Genomic DNA, 15,268 nt, shown 5'->3' with positions numbered 1-15,268 from the left:
CCTCATGATGACCTTGATTAAACACCTGTCTTTCGCCACTGCCTTGGGCATGGTGTCCGTCAGCAGCTATGCGGCCCCGTCTTCCACCGGCCCAACCCTTCCCGAAGGGCCCGCCCCCGCGCCAGCGACCCAAGGGATTGAGCCCACCATCAATCAGGATTCCAAAATCCACAACGATGCAAACACCCCGACGCACCCGTCAGTCGATCCGCGCATTCAAGGCAATGATCCAGGTCGTCAGGGCGGTATGAATACCGATGGCAATGGCCCGATAGGCGATGGCGAGCGCTCAGTCACGCCACCTTCGGTCTTACCCGGTTCAACCCAACCTTAATGCCGCCTGACGGGCAATGTTTCCACTGGAGATGAAAAGGTCGATGTAAGAAAAAAGAATTTCAAACACCTGCCGTGGTCCCAGTTATAACGACCACTCAGAGGCACAAGATGAAATTCGATACCTTTTCCCAAGGACTTGCCAAGCAGGCAGGAAGCCCCAGAACATTCCAGATCGCCATTTTACTGATCGTGATATGGGCTGTTTCGGGGCCCTGGTTTCATTACAACGACACGTGGCAACTGATCATTAACACCTCGACCACCATCATCACGTTCCTGATGGTGTTCCTCATTCAAAATACCCAGAACCGCGACAACGATGTGCTGCATATCAAAATTGATGAACTGCTGCGCGTGACCAAAGAAGCACAAAACGCCGTGCTCAACCTGGACGCGCTGGACACCAAAGAGCTGCACAATATTCGCAAGCAATACAAACGCATCGGTGAAAACCAGTCAGTGGAAGTGACCTGCACCGAAACGGTCATCACACCCAACGAAGAAACAACCGACGCCAAGGCCTAGCGACAGTGCGCTGACGCGCCACAGGGGCCATTAACTGACCGGTTTATCCACCTCACCTTTTTGATGGGTAGTCGCCAACTTCTTGGCCATGTCCAGATGCATCTCCAGCTTCGGCAAATACTTCTTCGCAAATGCTTTAAGCTGCGGCGACGTTGACTGGTGAGCTTGCTGCTTAAAGAGCGAAATAGCGTCTTCGTGGGTTTTTACCTGATTGGCCACATACGCCACATCAAACGACGCGCCTTCCTGCACTTGCAGCATCATCGTCTTGGCCTTGCTCAAGACATCTTCTTCAGCCGCCACCTCCAGCCCTTGCTTTTGAGCAATATCCTTAAGGTCACGGTTGGCATCGGTGTAATCCTTGATCACTTCCACGGCATAGCTGTTGATATCGACCGACTTGGTTTTCTGAATCGCCATACGGCTGTTCTCGATTTCCGCAATCCCTGCCGCAGACGCTTCGTCAACAAACTCAGCGGGGCTTGCAGCCACGGCAGAACCGGCCATGAACACGGCATAAGCCAACGCACAGCCCGCGACAAAACGCTTAGTGGCACTCGGGGTTTTCATAACATCCTCCAGAAAAAGGCAGGTTTATCTCTGCATTGAATCTGAAGGCGTATGCCGGTAAAGGTTTAGAAAAATCTGCCGGGAACGACGAATGGTCAATACATGGCACGGGTAGCTTTTTTTTACAAAATGACCTTGATTTATATGCATCAAACGGTGATTTACTTCTGACTATATCGATCCTGCGATTATGCAGTAGCGACTTTGATTGATATACCTCGAGATGCAGACATGACTTATCACCCATAAAAATGAACTAACTATTATCGAACCGCCAGGCCTCTTCTTGCTCACTGCGAAAAAGCGCTCCACACGGGCGAAAGGTAGATAGAAGGTCATTATTTATTAATCAAATAATGACCTTCCCAACATGCTTCACGACAGCACAATCAAATGCGGACTGGATATCCATCGAAAATATGAACAAGCATCACTGACATGTTCCACTAACAAGATCTGCCTGCTCAAGACCATCCCTACGCCACAGAGTAGTGGTACGCCGAGATGCAGAAAAAGACCTATTTAGCTCTTGGGCACGGTGCCAACGTGTCGTAGCACGCTACACCCTCTTTTACCCTCCCCCCCCCAAAGAAACACACAGTTGCGACTTCAAATTGACCAGGGCTAAGACTCGACTGCAGTCTTCATGCTCCAAATGAACTGACAGACACTTCGCATGAAAAAGGAAGGTAAAGACGACTCTTTTTCCGAACCACTCTGGAAAACGAAACGCCCAAACGGTGGTGCTTCTTGGGCTGCCTGGCAAAAACCGGCTCCGCCAGAACCGGTTTACATCCCAAAAGATGAATGGCCCTCACCCAAGGAACGCACAGACCTGGTGTTCGCCAAGTCCTGCGTCTCTGCAAACTGGTGCAGCACGGATGCAGGAACGGCCATCGAGCCCGCCTCCAACTTCGGGAAAATCATGGTCGTTGCCTCCATGATTTTGCCTTCTGCGTCAGATGCATTTGCAATGGCCATCGGCGCAGATGCCGGACTAGCCCGTATTGCTGGCGGCGGAATCATGCAAAAGCGCATGACGTGGGCAATACGTGGCGCGGGAGGACCGGTTAGCGTTTTTATAATGGGCATGCTCCCCACCAAAATGGGCGACGGTACACTCCATACTGACGAACAACTGCGCCGCATGAGCAAGGCCACTACACGGGTGCGCTTTCAGTTTCGACGTGATGCCGAAGGGGTACTACAGATTTACGGCATTCACACCGGCACGTCAGGTGATGACTCAGTACGCATCGTGCAAGTGAAGTGGAACGCAACCAAAACGGCGATGAAGGCTGAGCTAAATGGGATCACCATCCTTTGGACGCCACCCACAGTTCTTCAAGAATGCCGCCACTGACCTACCCCGACGAAAGCGGCAAGCATCTGGGCACCATTCTGGTACACCCTATCCCGGAGGACATCGACAGCCAGCTTGAAGGGCTTCCTGGCGTCAAGGATGTCCCGATGGGGAAAATGAGCTAACGCAAGATCAATAGACCTCAGTTATGGCGATACTTGGTTACCCCTAAACCTCTACTAACTATCCTACGCTTTCAAACGTTATTGCATGCCCATTTGAGGCATAGAGCCTGGAGCAGAGGCGGATGCTTTCATTGCAAAAAATAATCATCTACATGCCTCAGCATCATCCCCGCACCACATTTTCCAGACGCCCAAAACCACAAACCCCCGACTTTCTCTAGGAAAATCAGGGGTTTGTGTTTACTTAATGTGGCGGTGAAGGAGAGATTCGAACTCTCGATACAATTTCTTGTATACACACTTTCCAGGCGTGCTCCTTAAGCCACTCGGACACTTCACCGTATCTCTTCAAACATGTTCTGTCTGTCGAGGCGCGCTAATGTAGTCGAAACCTTTGAAGATGACAAATGTTTTTTCAGAATTTTCATGCGCTTACGCCATTTAGCCGTTTTTGGGCGTCTGGGCTGGGCCTTGTCGCTACATTCGCCGCGGCACAGGCGCCCGTTGGGTCCAAGGATGCGGGCTTATATATAGAAGAACCCTGCATAACAGCTGACTCACCAGTCAGTCACGGCGCTTTACCTGCGCCACGTGGCTGGGTAACGTCTGCTCCTCTTCAATACAAGGAATTGCGCCATGAGTGACCTGATTGCTTATCACCTGGAAGACGGTATCGCCACGCTGACCCTGAGCAACGGCAAGGTCAATGCCATTTCCCCGCAGGTTATCGCGGACTTCAATGCGGCGCTGGATCGCGCTGAACAGGATCGCGCTGTGGTGATCATTACCGGGCAGCCGGGCATTCTCTCCGGCGGGTATGACTTGAAGGTGATGACGGCCGGTCCTGAGCAGGCGGTCAATCTGGTGACTCAGGGTTCAACCCTGGCACGCCGCCTGTTGGCGCATCCATTCCCCGTGGTGGTGGCCTGCCCGGGTCATGCCGTCGCTAAAGGCGCCTTCCTATTGTTGTCGGTGGATTATCGGATTGGCGTCGACGGTCCGTTCAGTATTGGTCTGAATGAAGTGCAAATCGGCATGACCATGCATCACGCCGGCATTGAGCTGGCACGTGACCGCCTACGCAAGTCGGCATTTCATCGCTCGGTCATCAACGGTGAAATGTTTAACCCTCAACACGCAATGGACGCCGGTTTCCTCGATAAGGTGGTGCAACCCGAGGAGCTGCACACGGCGGCACTTGAAGCAGCGCGCCAGCTGAAAAAGATCAACATGAAGGCGCACAAGAACACCAAGCTCAAAGTGCGCAAGGCACTGCTGGACACGCTGGACAACGCGATCGAGCTGGATCAGGCCCACTTGATCTGAATGGTTGGCATCTCGACAGCAACTGCGGTCAAGGTGCCTCCCCCTGTTTTCCTGTGCGCCTTCGTTATTGTTCCGAAAACGCTCTATCCCGCCTCCGCACCCTAGCGTTGAAACATGCGCTTAAACATCAGCCATCTCCTACATGTATCGGAGTAATTGCCGAATACAGTGCACGTCCGTACACTGCGCCACCTTTTGTTTTGACGAGCCTGTAAATGCTACTTTCGTTCCGTATGTTGTTGATGAGTGTGCATTTTCTGATGGCCGGTATTCTCGGCGTGTTGCTCGGCCTGTGTCGGCCCTTCAACCCTGACAATAGCCGCCTCTGCGCGCGCCTCTACGCACTGCCGTCCAAATGGATCATGGGCTATAAGCTGAAAACCGAAGTCGGGCCGCTGATGGATAAGCCGCAAAGCTGCGTGGTCATTGCCAACCACCAGTCCAACTACGATTTATTCATCTTTGGCAATGTCGTGCCTCGTCGCACGGTGTGCATCGGTAAAAAAAGCCTGAAATGGGTGCCCCTTTTCGGCCAACTGTTCTGGCTGGCGGGCAACGTGTTGATTGATCGCGGCAATGCGCAGAAAGCGCGCAAATCAATGCTGACCACCACCCGCACGCTGCAAGAAAAAGACACCTCGATCTGGGTCTTTCCGGAGGGCACCCGCAACCTGGGCAAGACGTTGTTGCCGTTCAAGAAAGGCGCCTTTCAAATGGCGATTACCGCCGGAGTTCCGATTGTGCCGGTGTGTGTCAGTACCTACAGCCAACACCTGAAGCTCAACCGTTGGCACAGTGCCGATATCCAGATTCGCTCCCTGCCCGCCATCCCCACGGCCGGCATGACCCTGGACGACATGCCAAGGCTGATGGAGATGTGCCGCGAACAAATGCGCGACTGCATCGAGGCCATGGATCGCGAAGTGATGGCCCAGCAAGGCCGCCACGCGCCCGTCCAGAGTGACAGCAAGCGCAAAGGAACCGCCTCCCACCCGAACCTCTGAATGTTTGTCGACTCAAAGGGGGGCATTGCACGCTAAGCTGCATCTTCGTGCCCTAACCCTTTGAAGAAGAAGCGATTAGAACTATGGGGAGAGTTGTTGCTGCCGCGGTGTACAACGCTGGCAAAAAAATCAGCAATATCACGCTGGACGAGGGCAGTGACTGGGCTAAAAAACCCGGTCATTTCGTCTGGATCGGCCTTGAACAGCCTGATGCGCAAGAGATCAGCAATTTGCAGCGCCAGTTCAACCTCCACGAACTGGCCATCGAAGATGCCCTTGAGCAGCACAGCCGACCCAAACTGGAAACCTTCGGTGACGCGCTGTTTATCGTGATTTATTCGCCGATACGCCACGAAGGCAAACTGGAATTCGTCGAAACGCATATTTTCGCGGGTAACGGTTACATCATCACCTGCCGCAACGGGCATTCAGCCTCATACAAGGCCGTGCGCCAGCGTTGTGAGGCGCGCCCATTACTGCTGGATCACGGTGAAGACTTTGTTCTGTATGCGCTACTGGACTTTGTCACCGAAAGCTATCAACCCGTGAGCGAAGCGATTCATGCCGAGATCGAGGCACTTGAAAAAAGCATCATGAGCAATTCGCTGAAAGAGGCCGACATTGTGCATCTGCACGGTCTGCGTCGTGATGTGTTGCGACTGCGCCGCTATGTCGCGCCCATGGTGGAAATCAGTGAAGAACTGCAACGCCTGACTTTCCCGTTTATCGACAAGAACATGCGCCCCTATTTTCGGGACGTGCAAATTCATGTCACCCGCCAGATGGAAGACCTCTCCACCCTGCGCGACATCGCCAGCCAAACCATTGAAGTGGTGGTGCTGCTGGAGTCTTCAAGGCAAAGCGCTGTGCAGCGAAAATTCGCCGCGTGGGCGGCGATCCTGGCGTTTCCGACTGCCGTGGCCGGTATTTACGGGATGAACTTTCAGAACATGCCCGAGCTGAGCTGGCATTACGGTTACTTCGGGGTGCTGACGTTTATTGGCGTGGGCGTGACGACGTTGTGGGCCAGCTTCAAACGTTCGGGCTGGCTATAAGTCCGCGGGCGGACAAGTGCCCGCCCGCCTCACCTGCGCTCGCCCCTTATACGGCTTGCTTTTCAGGCTTGTGCGCCACAAAACGCATCATCCACTCTGCGACGGTCTGACCGTGATGGTCCTTGGCGAGGCTGGCAATGCCCGAGCCATAGACCTCAGCCCCTAACGCGTCCTGGCGCAGGTCCAGCAAGGCACGCGAGTAGTCGTGGATGAACTCGGGGTGCCCCTGGAAGCACAGCACCTGATCGTTGATGTGGTACGCAGCAAACGGGCAAAAATCGCTGGACGCAATCACCGTGGCGTTTTCGGGCAATGCGGTGACCTGATCCTGATGGCTGATGAGCAATGTCAGGTCTTCGACGGCGGGGCTCATCCAGGGCGCCTTGGCCGCCAACCTGTATTGGTGAGTGCCTACACCCCATCCCTGGCTCGCACGCTCGCTCTTGCCGCCCAACAACAGCGCCAGCAACTGATGGCCAAAGCACACGCCGAGCAACTTGTCGCCACGCTCATAGCGCGTCAGCAAATAACGTTTAAGGGTTTCAATCCACGGGTCGGTACCAAACGAGTCGGCCTTGCTGCCGGTCACCAGATACGCATCGTAGGTCTCATTGTCCGCGGGATATTCACCCTGCAAAACGTTGAACACTGTAAATTGCGCGGCGATCGGTTGTTGGGTAAACAGACGCTTGAACATCTGTCCGTAGCCCTGGTATTGATCCACAAACTCAGGGCGCAGAACGTCGGTTTCCAGAATGCAAATGCGTAACGACATAAAATTACCTGGCACGATGAATACAGAAGGGATGAAAACAATGCACAGAGCCTGCCTTGAAACGGCAATTCAAGGCAAGCACTGCACGCTTTGAAACGGTTGCGCAGGCTGCTTGGCGTGGTTGGGCGAACGGAACGTGTCCACCCAACCACGGGCTGACGAACGGTAGCTCACTAAGCACTCTGGTGTTTTGATTCTCCGTTGCGTCTAGCAACGGGGTGTCAGACATAACGGAGGACAGCTAATAGCGTTTTAGAAACTTTCCTCGCTGACATGATGTGAAAGGGTTCTAAGCGAGGCGAGAGACCGGCTCTAAGGTAAACCTGTCAGCCGCTGCGAAACGCAAGGACATGCCGTTACTGTCGCGCGGTGCTGTTTTTCAGGAATAACAATAAAGGCAGATCGCCATGCTCAAACACACCAAACTCCGCCAAGCAGGACTCATCCTTTTTGCCACCACCCTGTTATTGATCGTGCCGAATCTGACCAAGGTCATCGGCTGACCTCTCCTTTTTCAGACTCCTGGTCTTATTTATAGCGGTGACTTTCGAGGTTGGCACTTGTGTGCCAACCTCAAGGCTCGCCTTTATGGAGGGAACCCTATGCGCCCGTGGTTTACAGTCGTTGCGCTGCTCATGTGCAGCACTGCTCAGGCAGGCATCATTGACGTGAACCGCGCCGTGGATGAAATAAACGATGGCGCGCTGATCCTGGACCTGCGCAACAACAGCGATTTTGCGGCGGGCAATCTGCATAACTCTTTACAAGTCGATCTGACACTGGAAGATGGCACCGGCATTAGCGCGGAAGGCCTCGCCTATCAATTGGGCCTGGTCGTTCTGGACCCCAATAACACCATTGTGATTTACAGCGACACCAATCAACACGCCCTCGAAGCCGAAGACACCCTAATCAAACGTGGGTATTTCGGCGTCGTGAACGGCGGCAATTACGAGGAGTTGCGCGATGCGCTCTTCGATCACGTCTCGCTGACCGAGAACGTACTGCCCGGCGACGAACCCACCGACGACGACATTACAGCCAAAAATTGAAATTTATCTGCCTGCTTTTTACCGCCCTGTTCTGCCTGCCAACCTACGCCGCCCAGCTCACCCTCGAGCTGGGTAACACCCGCCGTAGCTGGCAAACGGCCGATTTGCTGAACCACCCTGCCACCCAAGAGGTGCGCATTGTTGATGATGTGTCCTATAAGCGCGACATGACTTATCGCGCAATTCCTGTGGCCACGTTACTGCAAGGCCTTTCACCTGACGATCATGTGCAAGCCGTCGCGCTGGACGGCTTTGCGGCGGAGCTCAACGCGGCAGCGCTGTTGAATCAACACGGCGCAAAGGCTTGGCTCGCCATCGAAGACCCCGAACACCCGTGGCCGCCACTGGGTAAGGGAAAACCCAGCGCAGGGCCGTTTTATCTGGTGTGGACAGACCCGCAAGCGGGTCACATCAGTCCGGAACAATGGCCGTTTCAAGTTGCGCGCTTTAAACGCCAACAGCCGGTCGCCGAGCGTTTTCCAGCGATGCGCCCCGATCCGTCACTGGCAGCCGATGCGCCAGCCAATCAGGGGTTTGTTGTCTTTCAGAAGCATTGCCTGGCGTGCCACCGGCTTAACGGCGCAGGCGACGCACAGTTCGGGCCTGATCTGAACATCCCTTACAACCCGACCGAGTATTTCGGCAAGGCATTCCTCACACGCTACATCCGCGACCCGCAAAGCCTGCGTCAATGGCCACAGGCCCGCATGCCCGGCTTTTCCAACGAGGTACTGACTGAAGCCGAACTGGCGCAACTGATCGAGTACCTGCAGCACATGACCACACGCAAGGTGGCGACACCTGAGCGTCAGCCATAAGCTTCTGGCTATCAGCGACATAGGCATTGGTGATTTCACCCCGCGCATACGCCCGTGGATACTTGCCGCCATTGTCGAACTTCCCTTTAGCCACCCCCTGCGGTGGCTTTTTTTTGCCTGCCATAACGCAAAATGGCCGGCCCGCAGGCCAGCCATCTGTGTCTTGAACCACTTTAATTCAGCAGGCCGCGCACCTCCTGTTTCACACCCCAGCCTTCAATAATCCCGCCAAGGGGTACGACTACGGCTTCAAAGTCTTGCTCAAAATCCCCGATGCCGCCGTAGGTGGCATACATCACCTTGCTCAACTCCAGATTCCAGGCACCGTCATCACGCACGTTAATTTGCGCATTTAGCGATTCTCCACAAAATTTTTGTGCTGCACGGCGCGCCCGCTCCTCATCCGGGAAAATGGCGTAAAACTCGATGGGATGAATACGTGAAAAATCAAAACCGCCTTCTTTCATGCGGCGCAGCACGTAGCTGCTGAGGTCTTCTTGATGGGCTGTGCTCATGAAACGTCCTCCTCGCAATGGATAGACTTTCAACGCTCCCCGAGATGCAACCGTCAATTCGTTGCGGGGATCAAGCATGTCGCGAACAAGATCAGAACCAGTCGAACACTTCGCTGGCCTGGTTGCAGATTAGCTCCGCCGCACAGCGCATGCCAAGCGCGGCGTTAAAAAAAGAAACGTTTATAGAAAACGGTTCTATTGCATCGCTGCCGCCTGACGCTTAACAGATGCGCTGTACAGCGTCAGGCAGCCTACAGAGCGCTTATTGCTTCTCTGCGCGCTCTTTGAGCGCCTTGAGGGTATTAAACGGGGCGTCCACTACGAACTTGTTCGCCAACCAGGATGGCACGCTGCCGCCTGGCTCAGTGTGAACCTGATAAGTGACTTCAGTCTGATCGGCCCCTTTGGGAACCATCTTCCAGAAGCCCTCTACCTGACTCACCCGCACAAAGCCTTTCTCTTCAGGCAGGTACTTGGGCACCTCTTTAAGGGTGCGAGTGACCGTACCGTCAGCCCCGACCGTGGTGGTGACTTCCAGAATCGAGTCGCGCGGCGTCACGGGCCAAGGGGTACTGAACTGCGTGTACGTCCAGCTCTTGTCGCCTTCGGTTTTAAGCAGTTTTTGCGACTTGCACTCGTGAATCCACTTGCACGCCCCCGCCACGTCTTCCTGCAACCCACGGACCTTGGCGATAGGTGCCTTGATCGTGGTCACACCTTGATAGGCCTTGTATTTCGAATCTTTGACTTCACTAAGCGACACTTTGATGCCGTCTTCATTCTTCGCCACTTGCCAGTTTTCTGCGTGAGCCGCGCTCACCATTAACACGCTCAAGCCACATGCAATTGCCACTCGATGCAACGAACCCATGGTCTTATTCCTTATTGTCGATGGTTTGTTCACTGGACATAAACACACTATGCCGCCGTCACCTGTTCCCACCACCCGATCAGGTTGATGGCTTCTTCCCGCGTGCTGCCACACACCTCGATGTCGGCCTTGAACGAACCGCACACGTCGGGACGTTCTGGCCGCCCGAACAAATCGCACAGGTTATCGACCGACAGATGCAGGCAGCGTTCCCCGGCGGGCTTGCCCTCGGGCATGCCGGGGATCGGTGTACTGATGGAAGGGGCTATACAACAAGCGCCACAGCCTTCACGGCAATTCATGACGTTAGCTCCTTAGACGGGGCAAAGTGCGTTGATGACAAGGGATAGTACTCGCTGGAACGGGCGTTTGAAATTGACCGTTCAGCCGAATGTGCGGATTAATGGCAGTGACTGAACAGTCAGTTTAGAAGCCCGTTTTCCGGCATTCGGCACTTATTGTTTGAACTGAAAATCCAGCGCCGCGCCTTCGATCTGCCGATCGCGGGCTTCGTTGCGCAATTGCAACTCCATTTCATTGCTCAATAAACGGCCGTTCAACTGAAACGGGCTGTCTTGTTCAGGCTTCTCGCCGAACATGTTGGGCAACAAAGGTTTGTGTTTTGGCATGGGGATCGTGCCCAGTGGCTGGAGCTGCTTGACCATGTCGGGCGGCAAACTCAAGTCCAGATTGGCACTGGGTATACGTTGCTTGGCAATTTGACGTGCAGACTTGGATTTACTGGCGATGGGTGCGCGTTTCTGGGTGGGTGTTTTTTTGGCACGGGCAGCGGGTTTTTCTGACGGTTTGACAGACTGGGTCGCAGGCTGTTGAGCGGGTGTCGCAGCCTGCGCCGACACAGCGCTGAACGCGGTCAGCACACCCACCAACACCAGCCTCACACAATAGGTCGCTTTCATAACTCCCACAGCTTTAACGATTTAGGCACCTATGCTCGCGCTTTAAACACATCGTTACAAGTCAACATTAGGCAAATTGCCATACCGTAATGTCGCATGGCCTTCAGTACAGGCCAGCGGCCTCCTGGCACAGCTGACTGGCGAGCATCCCCAATGTCATCAACGCACGTTCAGCTTCACGGTTCCACGCAGTGCCGCAATTGAGCCGGATGCAATGGTTGAACTGCTCGGTATTACTGAAGATCAACCCCGGCGCAATGCTGATGCCCTGCTGCAACGCTCGCACGTGCAACTCCTGGGTATTGACCCTGCCCGGCAGGCTGACCCACAAAATGAAACCTCCACTGGGTCGCGACATTTGCGTGCCTTCCGGGAAGTATTGCTGAACAGCCAACTGGAAGGCGCTCAGGTTTTTTCGATACTCCTGCCGGATATGCCTTAAATGACGGTCGTATCCGCCGTTTTCAAGGTAAGCCGCCACCCCCATCTGCGTCACACTGCACGCTGAATGGGTGGTGAATGTCTGTAAGCGCTGAATCTCGGATTGGTATTTGCCGGCAATCATCCAGCCAATACGCACGCCCGGCGACAAGGTCTTGGAAAAGCTCGAGCAATAGATGACGCGATCCAGGCGATCGTAGGCTTTGAGGGCCTTGGTGCGGCCCACCTCGAACATCAACTCGCCGTAAATATCGTCTTCGACAATCTGAATGTCGAAATCAGAAGCCAGGCGCAGCAATTGCTTTTGCCGCTCTTCCGGCATGGTGCCGCCCAGCGGATTGCTCAGGCGCGTGGTCAGAACCAGCGCTTTGATCGACCACTGGTTGGCTGCCAGTTGCAACGCTTCGAGGCTCATGCCAGTGGCAGGATCGCTGGGGATCTCGATCACTTTCAAACCCAGCAAATCAGCCAGTTGCAACAGCCCGTAATAGGTCGGGGACTCCGCAGCGATCAGGTCACCTGGGCGCGTCAGGGTCCGCAATGACATTTGCAGTGCATCAACGCAGCCGTGGGTGATGATCACTTCCGAGGGGTCGACCACCACGCCGGCATCACGCATGCGTATCGCCACCTGACGACGCAACGGCTCAAAACCGGGGCTGAACATGTAGCTGAACGCCCGCGGACTGTGGAAGCGCGTGACTTTGGCCAGTTGCTGATGCAGCGCCCGCACGGGCAAATAATCGACACTGGGCACCGCTGCACCCAGCGGGAACACCCCTTCACGCCGCGATTCAACCAACACTTGCTGGATGATGCTGCTGCGCGTCACCAGCCCTGGCCGCTCGACCCGGGCGATATCCGGTGTGGGGGCAGTCAGCGCAGGCGTTTGGTGAACGTAATAGCCTGATTGCGGGCGAGCGCGAATCAGCCCTTGATCTTCAAGGTTGGCGTACGCCTGCAAAACCGTGGCATGGCTGACATTGAGCTGCGAGCTCATCTTGCGCACAGACGGAACCCGTTCGCCCGGCTGATAGACGCCGCGCCGGATATCCTCGGCCAATTGCTGGGCGATGCGTTGATAAAGCAAAAGGTTGGTCATGGCGCAGCACTCGATGTTCAGGCGTTTTTTTTGTTGTGGAGAACAATACCGGAACAGTTTAGAAGTGTACGGGCACAGTTGTCATCCATCTGAGCCGTACAGTGCTGGGCGGGGTGTAACTGTATGGGTACAGACGGAACAGGGACGCCTGCAGTCGCTGCCCGGCAGCGACTGCATCTGATGCGCAGAGGTGGGGGATTAGCGGGCTGCGCCCAATTGACCTTTTTCGTCAGAAAAAACGATTTCAACCCGCCGATTCTGCGCCCGACCACGTTCCGTGGCGTTTACATCCACCGGGTATTCGTCGCCATAGCCTTCAACCTGAATCCGTTTTTCGTCGATACCCAGGTCAATCAGCACGTCAGCAACGGCTTGCGCACGGTCGCGCGAGAGCTTGAGGTTATCTTCTTTACCGCCCGTGCTGTCGGTGTAGCCTTCAATGCGCACAACACGCTTGGGGTTGAGTTGAAGAAACTGCACCAGTTTGAGCACGGTGCGATTGGCTGAGTTCTTCAGGTCCGCTTCACCGGTGTCAAACAGCACATCGCCCAAGGTCATGACCAGCCCACGATCCGTTTCGTTGGTCGCCAGGTTCAGGATTTGCTCTTCCAGCCATTGCCCCTGCTGTTGAACGCTCAACAGCTTGGCCTCACGCAAAGCCAGTTGCAGGCGTTGGCGCTCCAGTTCAAGTTTGGCGGCGCGTTCCTGATTGAGCACCTGCCGGGTGTGCTCCCGCGCGATATCGCTATAGCGCTGGCTCAAATAGGCGTAATGCGCAACATCGTCGCCACTGCCCCAGTAACTGGACAGACGCTCGGCACGGGCCAGCGACTCACCGGCCCTGATCACGTCCTTGGGTGCGATACGCAGCACATTGGTGTCTTCTTTAACCGACTGAAATTCGCTGGCCGCCTGTTGCAGTGCCTGTTCGCTGGCGTGATGCCCTGCACAGCCTGCAAGCCCTGCGCCGGTGATCAGTAACGCGCCATACATGACTGACTTGATGCTCATTGGGCCTCCGCCAGTTGTTTGCGCAAACGGGTGATACGGGTGTTGAGCACGTTCAGTTGCTCCTGACTTTTGAGGGTCAACACACGGGCTTCTGCCAGACGCGCATCCAGCTCTGCCTGTTCCGCCAGCATCCGGGCATCTTTATAAGAGCCCTCGGTCATCTCGGCCGAGGCCCGAGCCACCTTGTCTTCGGCCTGTTTGAGCTCGGCAATGTCCTCTGCATTGGCGCCCACGGCACGGGCTTGCTCCAGCGCCTGCTCGGTCAGGCGCATTTGTTCATTCGGCGCAGGATCAGCTGCACAGCCCGCCAAAGCCACAACGGCCAGGGCAGCAAAAAGTGGTCGAATTGTCACTGGGATTTCCTACTGTTTCGGAGCGTTGACCGGCTGTTGCAGCTGGTTTTTCCACCGCTCCAGGTTGCGTTGCAGCGCCGCCTCACTCAGGCCGGACGCCGGCAATTCTGTCATCTTTTTCGCGAGCTGTCCGCGTAACCAGGGCTCATTGCAGGCCGAGTCATGGGAAATGGCCAGAAACAGCCCCGGCTGATCAATCGGCTGTACATGGGCACGCACATCGTCACTGATCCCCAGCGTCTGAGCAGTGGCCATTCCCGCATAGCGCCCGGCCAGCACGTATTCGACCTGCCCCAGCAGCAACTTCTGGAAGGCCTGGGTCAGGCCGGGTTGTCGCTCCAGCGTGAGCTGGTGGCGGGCAAATGCGTCGAAGGTTTCAGTCATACGGGCTTTTTCAGAAAGCGCACCGGTATGGCCATGCAGGTCATCTGGCGTTTCATAGACAAGGGACGAGTCCGCGCGGGTCCAGACCAAATAGTCGTTGCGCACCAGCGGCGGGTGAATGTAATCCTGCGCAGTCAGCCCCGCCAGTGTCAGCGGCGCATCGACCAGCATGTCCATACGGCCCGTACGGACCTCGTTCTGCGCCTCGGACCGCTTACCGCCATAGAGCACCTCAACCTTGATGCCGAGGTCTTGCCCCACTTGTTGCAGAAGGTCGGCACTGGCTCCGATCAGATGCACAGGATCGGCCGGGTCGCGCCAGAGGTAAGGCGGCGCATCCGGGCTGCCCGTCACGATCAGGCGTTCGCATTTGCCTGCCGCCACCGACACGTGGGGCAGCAGCATCAGCCCCAGCAACCATCCGCTTAAATACCGCACATCCATCCCTCACACTCCGTTAAGCCCATTCAGACACACTAAAAAGCCCGATCACACAGACCATGAAGAATCAGCTAGAACACAACGTGCTCCGCCCTTCTCCACGGCCCGGATGATCGGGCTCTTTATAAGTGAAGCGACTGGATTAAACCAGCTTCTCCAACTCAGGTACGGCTTCGAACAAGTCCGCCACCAGGCCGTAATCGGCCACCTGGAAGATCGGCGCTTCTTCGTCCTTGTTGATCGCTACGATCACTTTGGAGTCTTTCATGCCCGCCAAATGC

The 15,268-nt window shown here is 55.4% G+C and carries 19 protein-coding genes, 1 tRNA gene and 1 pseudogene; 9 read left to right on the top strand and 12 right to left on the bottom strand.

Going from position 1 to position 15,268, the window contains the following annotated elements; translation table 11 throughout:
• Positions 1–4: 4 nt before the first annotated feature.
• Both V6F78_RS20855 and V6F78_RS20850 read left to right on the top strand, forming a co-directional pair.
• On the top strand, positions 5–334 hold the full coding sequence (locus tag V6F78_RS20855; RefSeq protein ID WP_052959383.1) for a hypothetical protein: 330 nt from the start codon (positions 5–7) through the stop codon (positions 332–334).
• Between the two features lie 110 nt (positions 335–444).
• Entirely contained in the window at positions 445–861 is a 417-nt protein-coding gene (locus V6F78_RS20850; RefSeq protein WP_047292998.1) for a low affinity iron permease family protein, read from the top strand.
• A gap of 30 nt (positions 862–891) precedes the next feature.
• Here the strand turns inward: V6F78_RS20850 and V6F78_RS20845 are convergent, their stop codons facing one another.
• The gene (locus V6F78_RS20845) at positions 892–1,431 is read right to left on the bottom strand and encodes a DUF4142 domain-containing protein (RefSeq protein ID WP_047273904.1); all 540 of its coding nucleotides are present in this window, start codon (positions 1,429–1,431) and stop codon (positions 892–894) included.
• A gap of 676 nt (positions 1,432–2,107) precedes the next feature.
• Between V6F78_RS20845 and V6F78_RS20840 the strand changes: the two genes are divergently transcribed.
• Positions 2,108–2,794, top strand: coding sequence for an S-type pyocin domain-containing protein (locus V6F78_RS20840; RefSeq protein WP_262374185.1), 687 nt, complete (start codon positions 2,108–2,110; stop codon positions 2,792–2,794).
• Positions 2,782–2,919, top strand: coding sequence for a hypothetical protein (locus V6F78_RS20835; RefSeq protein ID WP_254658336.1), 138 nt, complete (start codon positions 2,782–2,784; stop codon positions 2,917–2,919). The genes V6F78_RS20840 and V6F78_RS20835 overlap by 13 nt, the downstream gene beginning before the upstream one ends.
• Positions 2,920–3,169: 250 nt before the next feature.
• Here V6F78_RS20835 and V6F78_RS20830 read toward each other — a convergent pair.
• Positions 3,170–3,259: transfer RNA gene (locus tag V6F78_RS20830), tRNA-Ser, on the bottom strand.
• A gap of 296 nt (positions 3,260–3,555) precedes the next feature.
• On the opposite strand from V6F78_RS20830, the gene V6F78_RS20825 reads away from it, so the two are divergent.
• The 3 genes from V6F78_RS20825 (at position 3,556) to V6F78_RS20815 (ending at position 6,304) form a co-directional block, all read left to right on the top strand.
• Positions 3,556–4,245 carry a crotonase/enoyl-CoA hydratase family protein gene (locus V6F78_RS20825; protein WP_094990674.1) on the top strand — a complete coding sequence of 230 codons (690 nt, stop codon included), beginning with the start codon at positions 3,556–3,558 and terminating at the stop codon, positions 4,243–4,245.
• A 215-nt stretch (positions 4,246–4,460) separates the two neighbouring features.
• Positions 4,461–5,249 (top strand): lysophospholipid acyltransferase family protein, encoded by a 789-nt coding sequence (locus V6F78_RS20820; protein WP_047294901.1) that lies wholly within the window; start codon positions 4,461–4,463, stop codon positions 5,247–5,249.
• Positions 5,250–5,332: 83 nt separating this feature from the next.
• A complete protein-coding gene (locus V6F78_RS20815; protein ID WP_047273894.1) occupies positions 5,333–6,304 on the top strand; it encodes a magnesium and cobalt transport protein CorA in 972 nt (323 codons plus the stop codon).
• A gap of 46 nt (positions 6,305–6,350) precedes the next feature.
• Here V6F78_RS20815 and V6F78_RS20810 read toward each other — a convergent pair whose 3' ends face one another.
• Positions 6,351–7,079, bottom strand: coding sequence for an amidotransferase (locus V6F78_RS20810; protein WP_047294902.1), 729 nt, complete (start codon positions 7,077–7,079; stop codon positions 6,351–6,353).
• Positions 7,080–7,681: 602 nt separating this feature from the next.
• Here V6F78_RS20810 and V6F78_RS20805 point away from each other — a divergent pair.
• Together V6F78_RS20805 and V6F78_RS20800 are read left to right on the top strand one after the other, a co-directional pair.
• Positions 7,682–8,131, top strand: coding sequence for a rhodanese-like domain-containing protein (locus V6F78_RS20805; protein ID WP_047280139.1), 450 nt, complete (start codon positions 7,682–7,684; stop codon positions 8,129–8,131).
• The gene (locus V6F78_RS20800) at positions 8,128–8,949 is read left to right on the top strand and encodes a c-type cytochrome (protein WP_094990673.1); all 822 of its coding nucleotides are present in this window, start codon (positions 8,128–8,130) and stop codon (positions 8,947–8,949) included. Before V6F78_RS20805 ends, V6F78_RS20800 begins: the two co-directional genes overlap by 4 nt.
• A gap of 173 nt (positions 8,950–9,122) precedes the next feature.
• On the opposite strand, the gene V6F78_RS20795 is transcribed toward V6F78_RS20800, so the two are convergent.
• The 9 genes and pseudogenes from V6F78_RS20795 to V6F78_RS20755 form a co-directional block, all read right to left on the bottom strand.
• Complete coding sequence (locus V6F78_RS20795; protein ID WP_047273886.1) at positions 9,123–9,464, bottom strand: ribonuclease E inhibitor RraB; 342 nt, start codon at positions 9,462–9,464, stop codon at positions 9,123–9,125.
• Between the two features lie 262 nt (positions 9,465–9,726).
• Positions 9,727–10,335: an START domain-containing protein gene (locus V6F78_RS20790; RefSeq protein ID WP_047294911.1), complete on the bottom strand. Its 609-nt coding sequence runs from the start codon at positions 10,333–10,335 to the stop codon at positions 9,727–9,729.
• Positions 10,336–10,382: 47 nt separating this feature from the next.
• Positions 10,383–10,637 carry a YkgJ family cysteine cluster protein gene (locus V6F78_RS20785; protein ID WP_047273881.1) on the bottom strand — a complete coding sequence of 85 codons (255 nt, stop codon included), beginning with the start codon at positions 10,635–10,637 and terminating at the stop codon, positions 10,383–10,385.
• 153 nt (positions 10,638–10,790) lie between these two features.
• Positions 10,791–11,255 carry a hypothetical protein gene (locus V6F78_RS20780; RefSeq protein ID WP_047275553.1) on the bottom strand — a complete coding sequence of 155 codons (465 nt, stop codon included), beginning with the start codon at positions 11,253–11,255 and terminating at the stop codon, positions 10,791–10,793.
• A gap of 103 nt (positions 11,256–11,358) precedes the next feature.
• Entirely contained in the window at positions 11,359–12,798 is a 1,440-nt protein-coding gene (locus V6F78_RS20775; protein ID WP_047273873.1) for an aminotransferase-like domain-containing protein, read from the bottom strand.
• Positions 12,799–12,996: 198 nt separating this feature from the next.
• The gene (locus V6F78_RS20770) at positions 12,997–13,809 is read right to left on the bottom strand and encodes an OmpA family protein (RefSeq protein ID WP_047273872.1); all 813 of its coding nucleotides are present in this window, start codon (positions 13,807–13,809) and stop codon (positions 12,997–12,999) included.
• A complete protein-coding gene (locus V6F78_RS20765) occupies positions 13,806–14,162 on the bottom strand; it encodes a DUF4398 domain-containing protein (RefSeq protein WP_047275549.1) in 357 nt (118 codons plus the stop codon). The genes V6F78_RS20770 and V6F78_RS20765 overlap by 4 nt, the downstream gene beginning before the upstream one ends.
• A gap of 9 nt (positions 14,163–14,171) precedes the next feature.
• On the bottom strand, positions 14,172–14,990 hold the full coding sequence (locus V6F78_RS20760; protein ID WP_047294915.1) for a substrate-binding periplasmic protein: 819 nt from the start codon (positions 14,988–14,990) through the stop codon (positions 14,172–14,174).
• 139 nt (positions 14,991–15,129) lie between these two features.
• Positions 15,130–15,268 (bottom strand): annotated as a pseudogene (locus tag V6F78_RS20755) (hypothetical protein); the annotation flags it as partial.

The organism is Pseudomonas sp. ESBL9, from assembly GCF_036668715.1.
Lineage (GTDB): Bacteria > Pseudomonadota > Gammaproteobacteria > Pseudomonadales > Pseudomonadaceae > Aquipseudomonas > Aquipseudomonas lundensis.
Note: the sequence above shows the minus strand (reverse complement) of the source record. Positions and strands in the feature narration are given on the sequence as shown.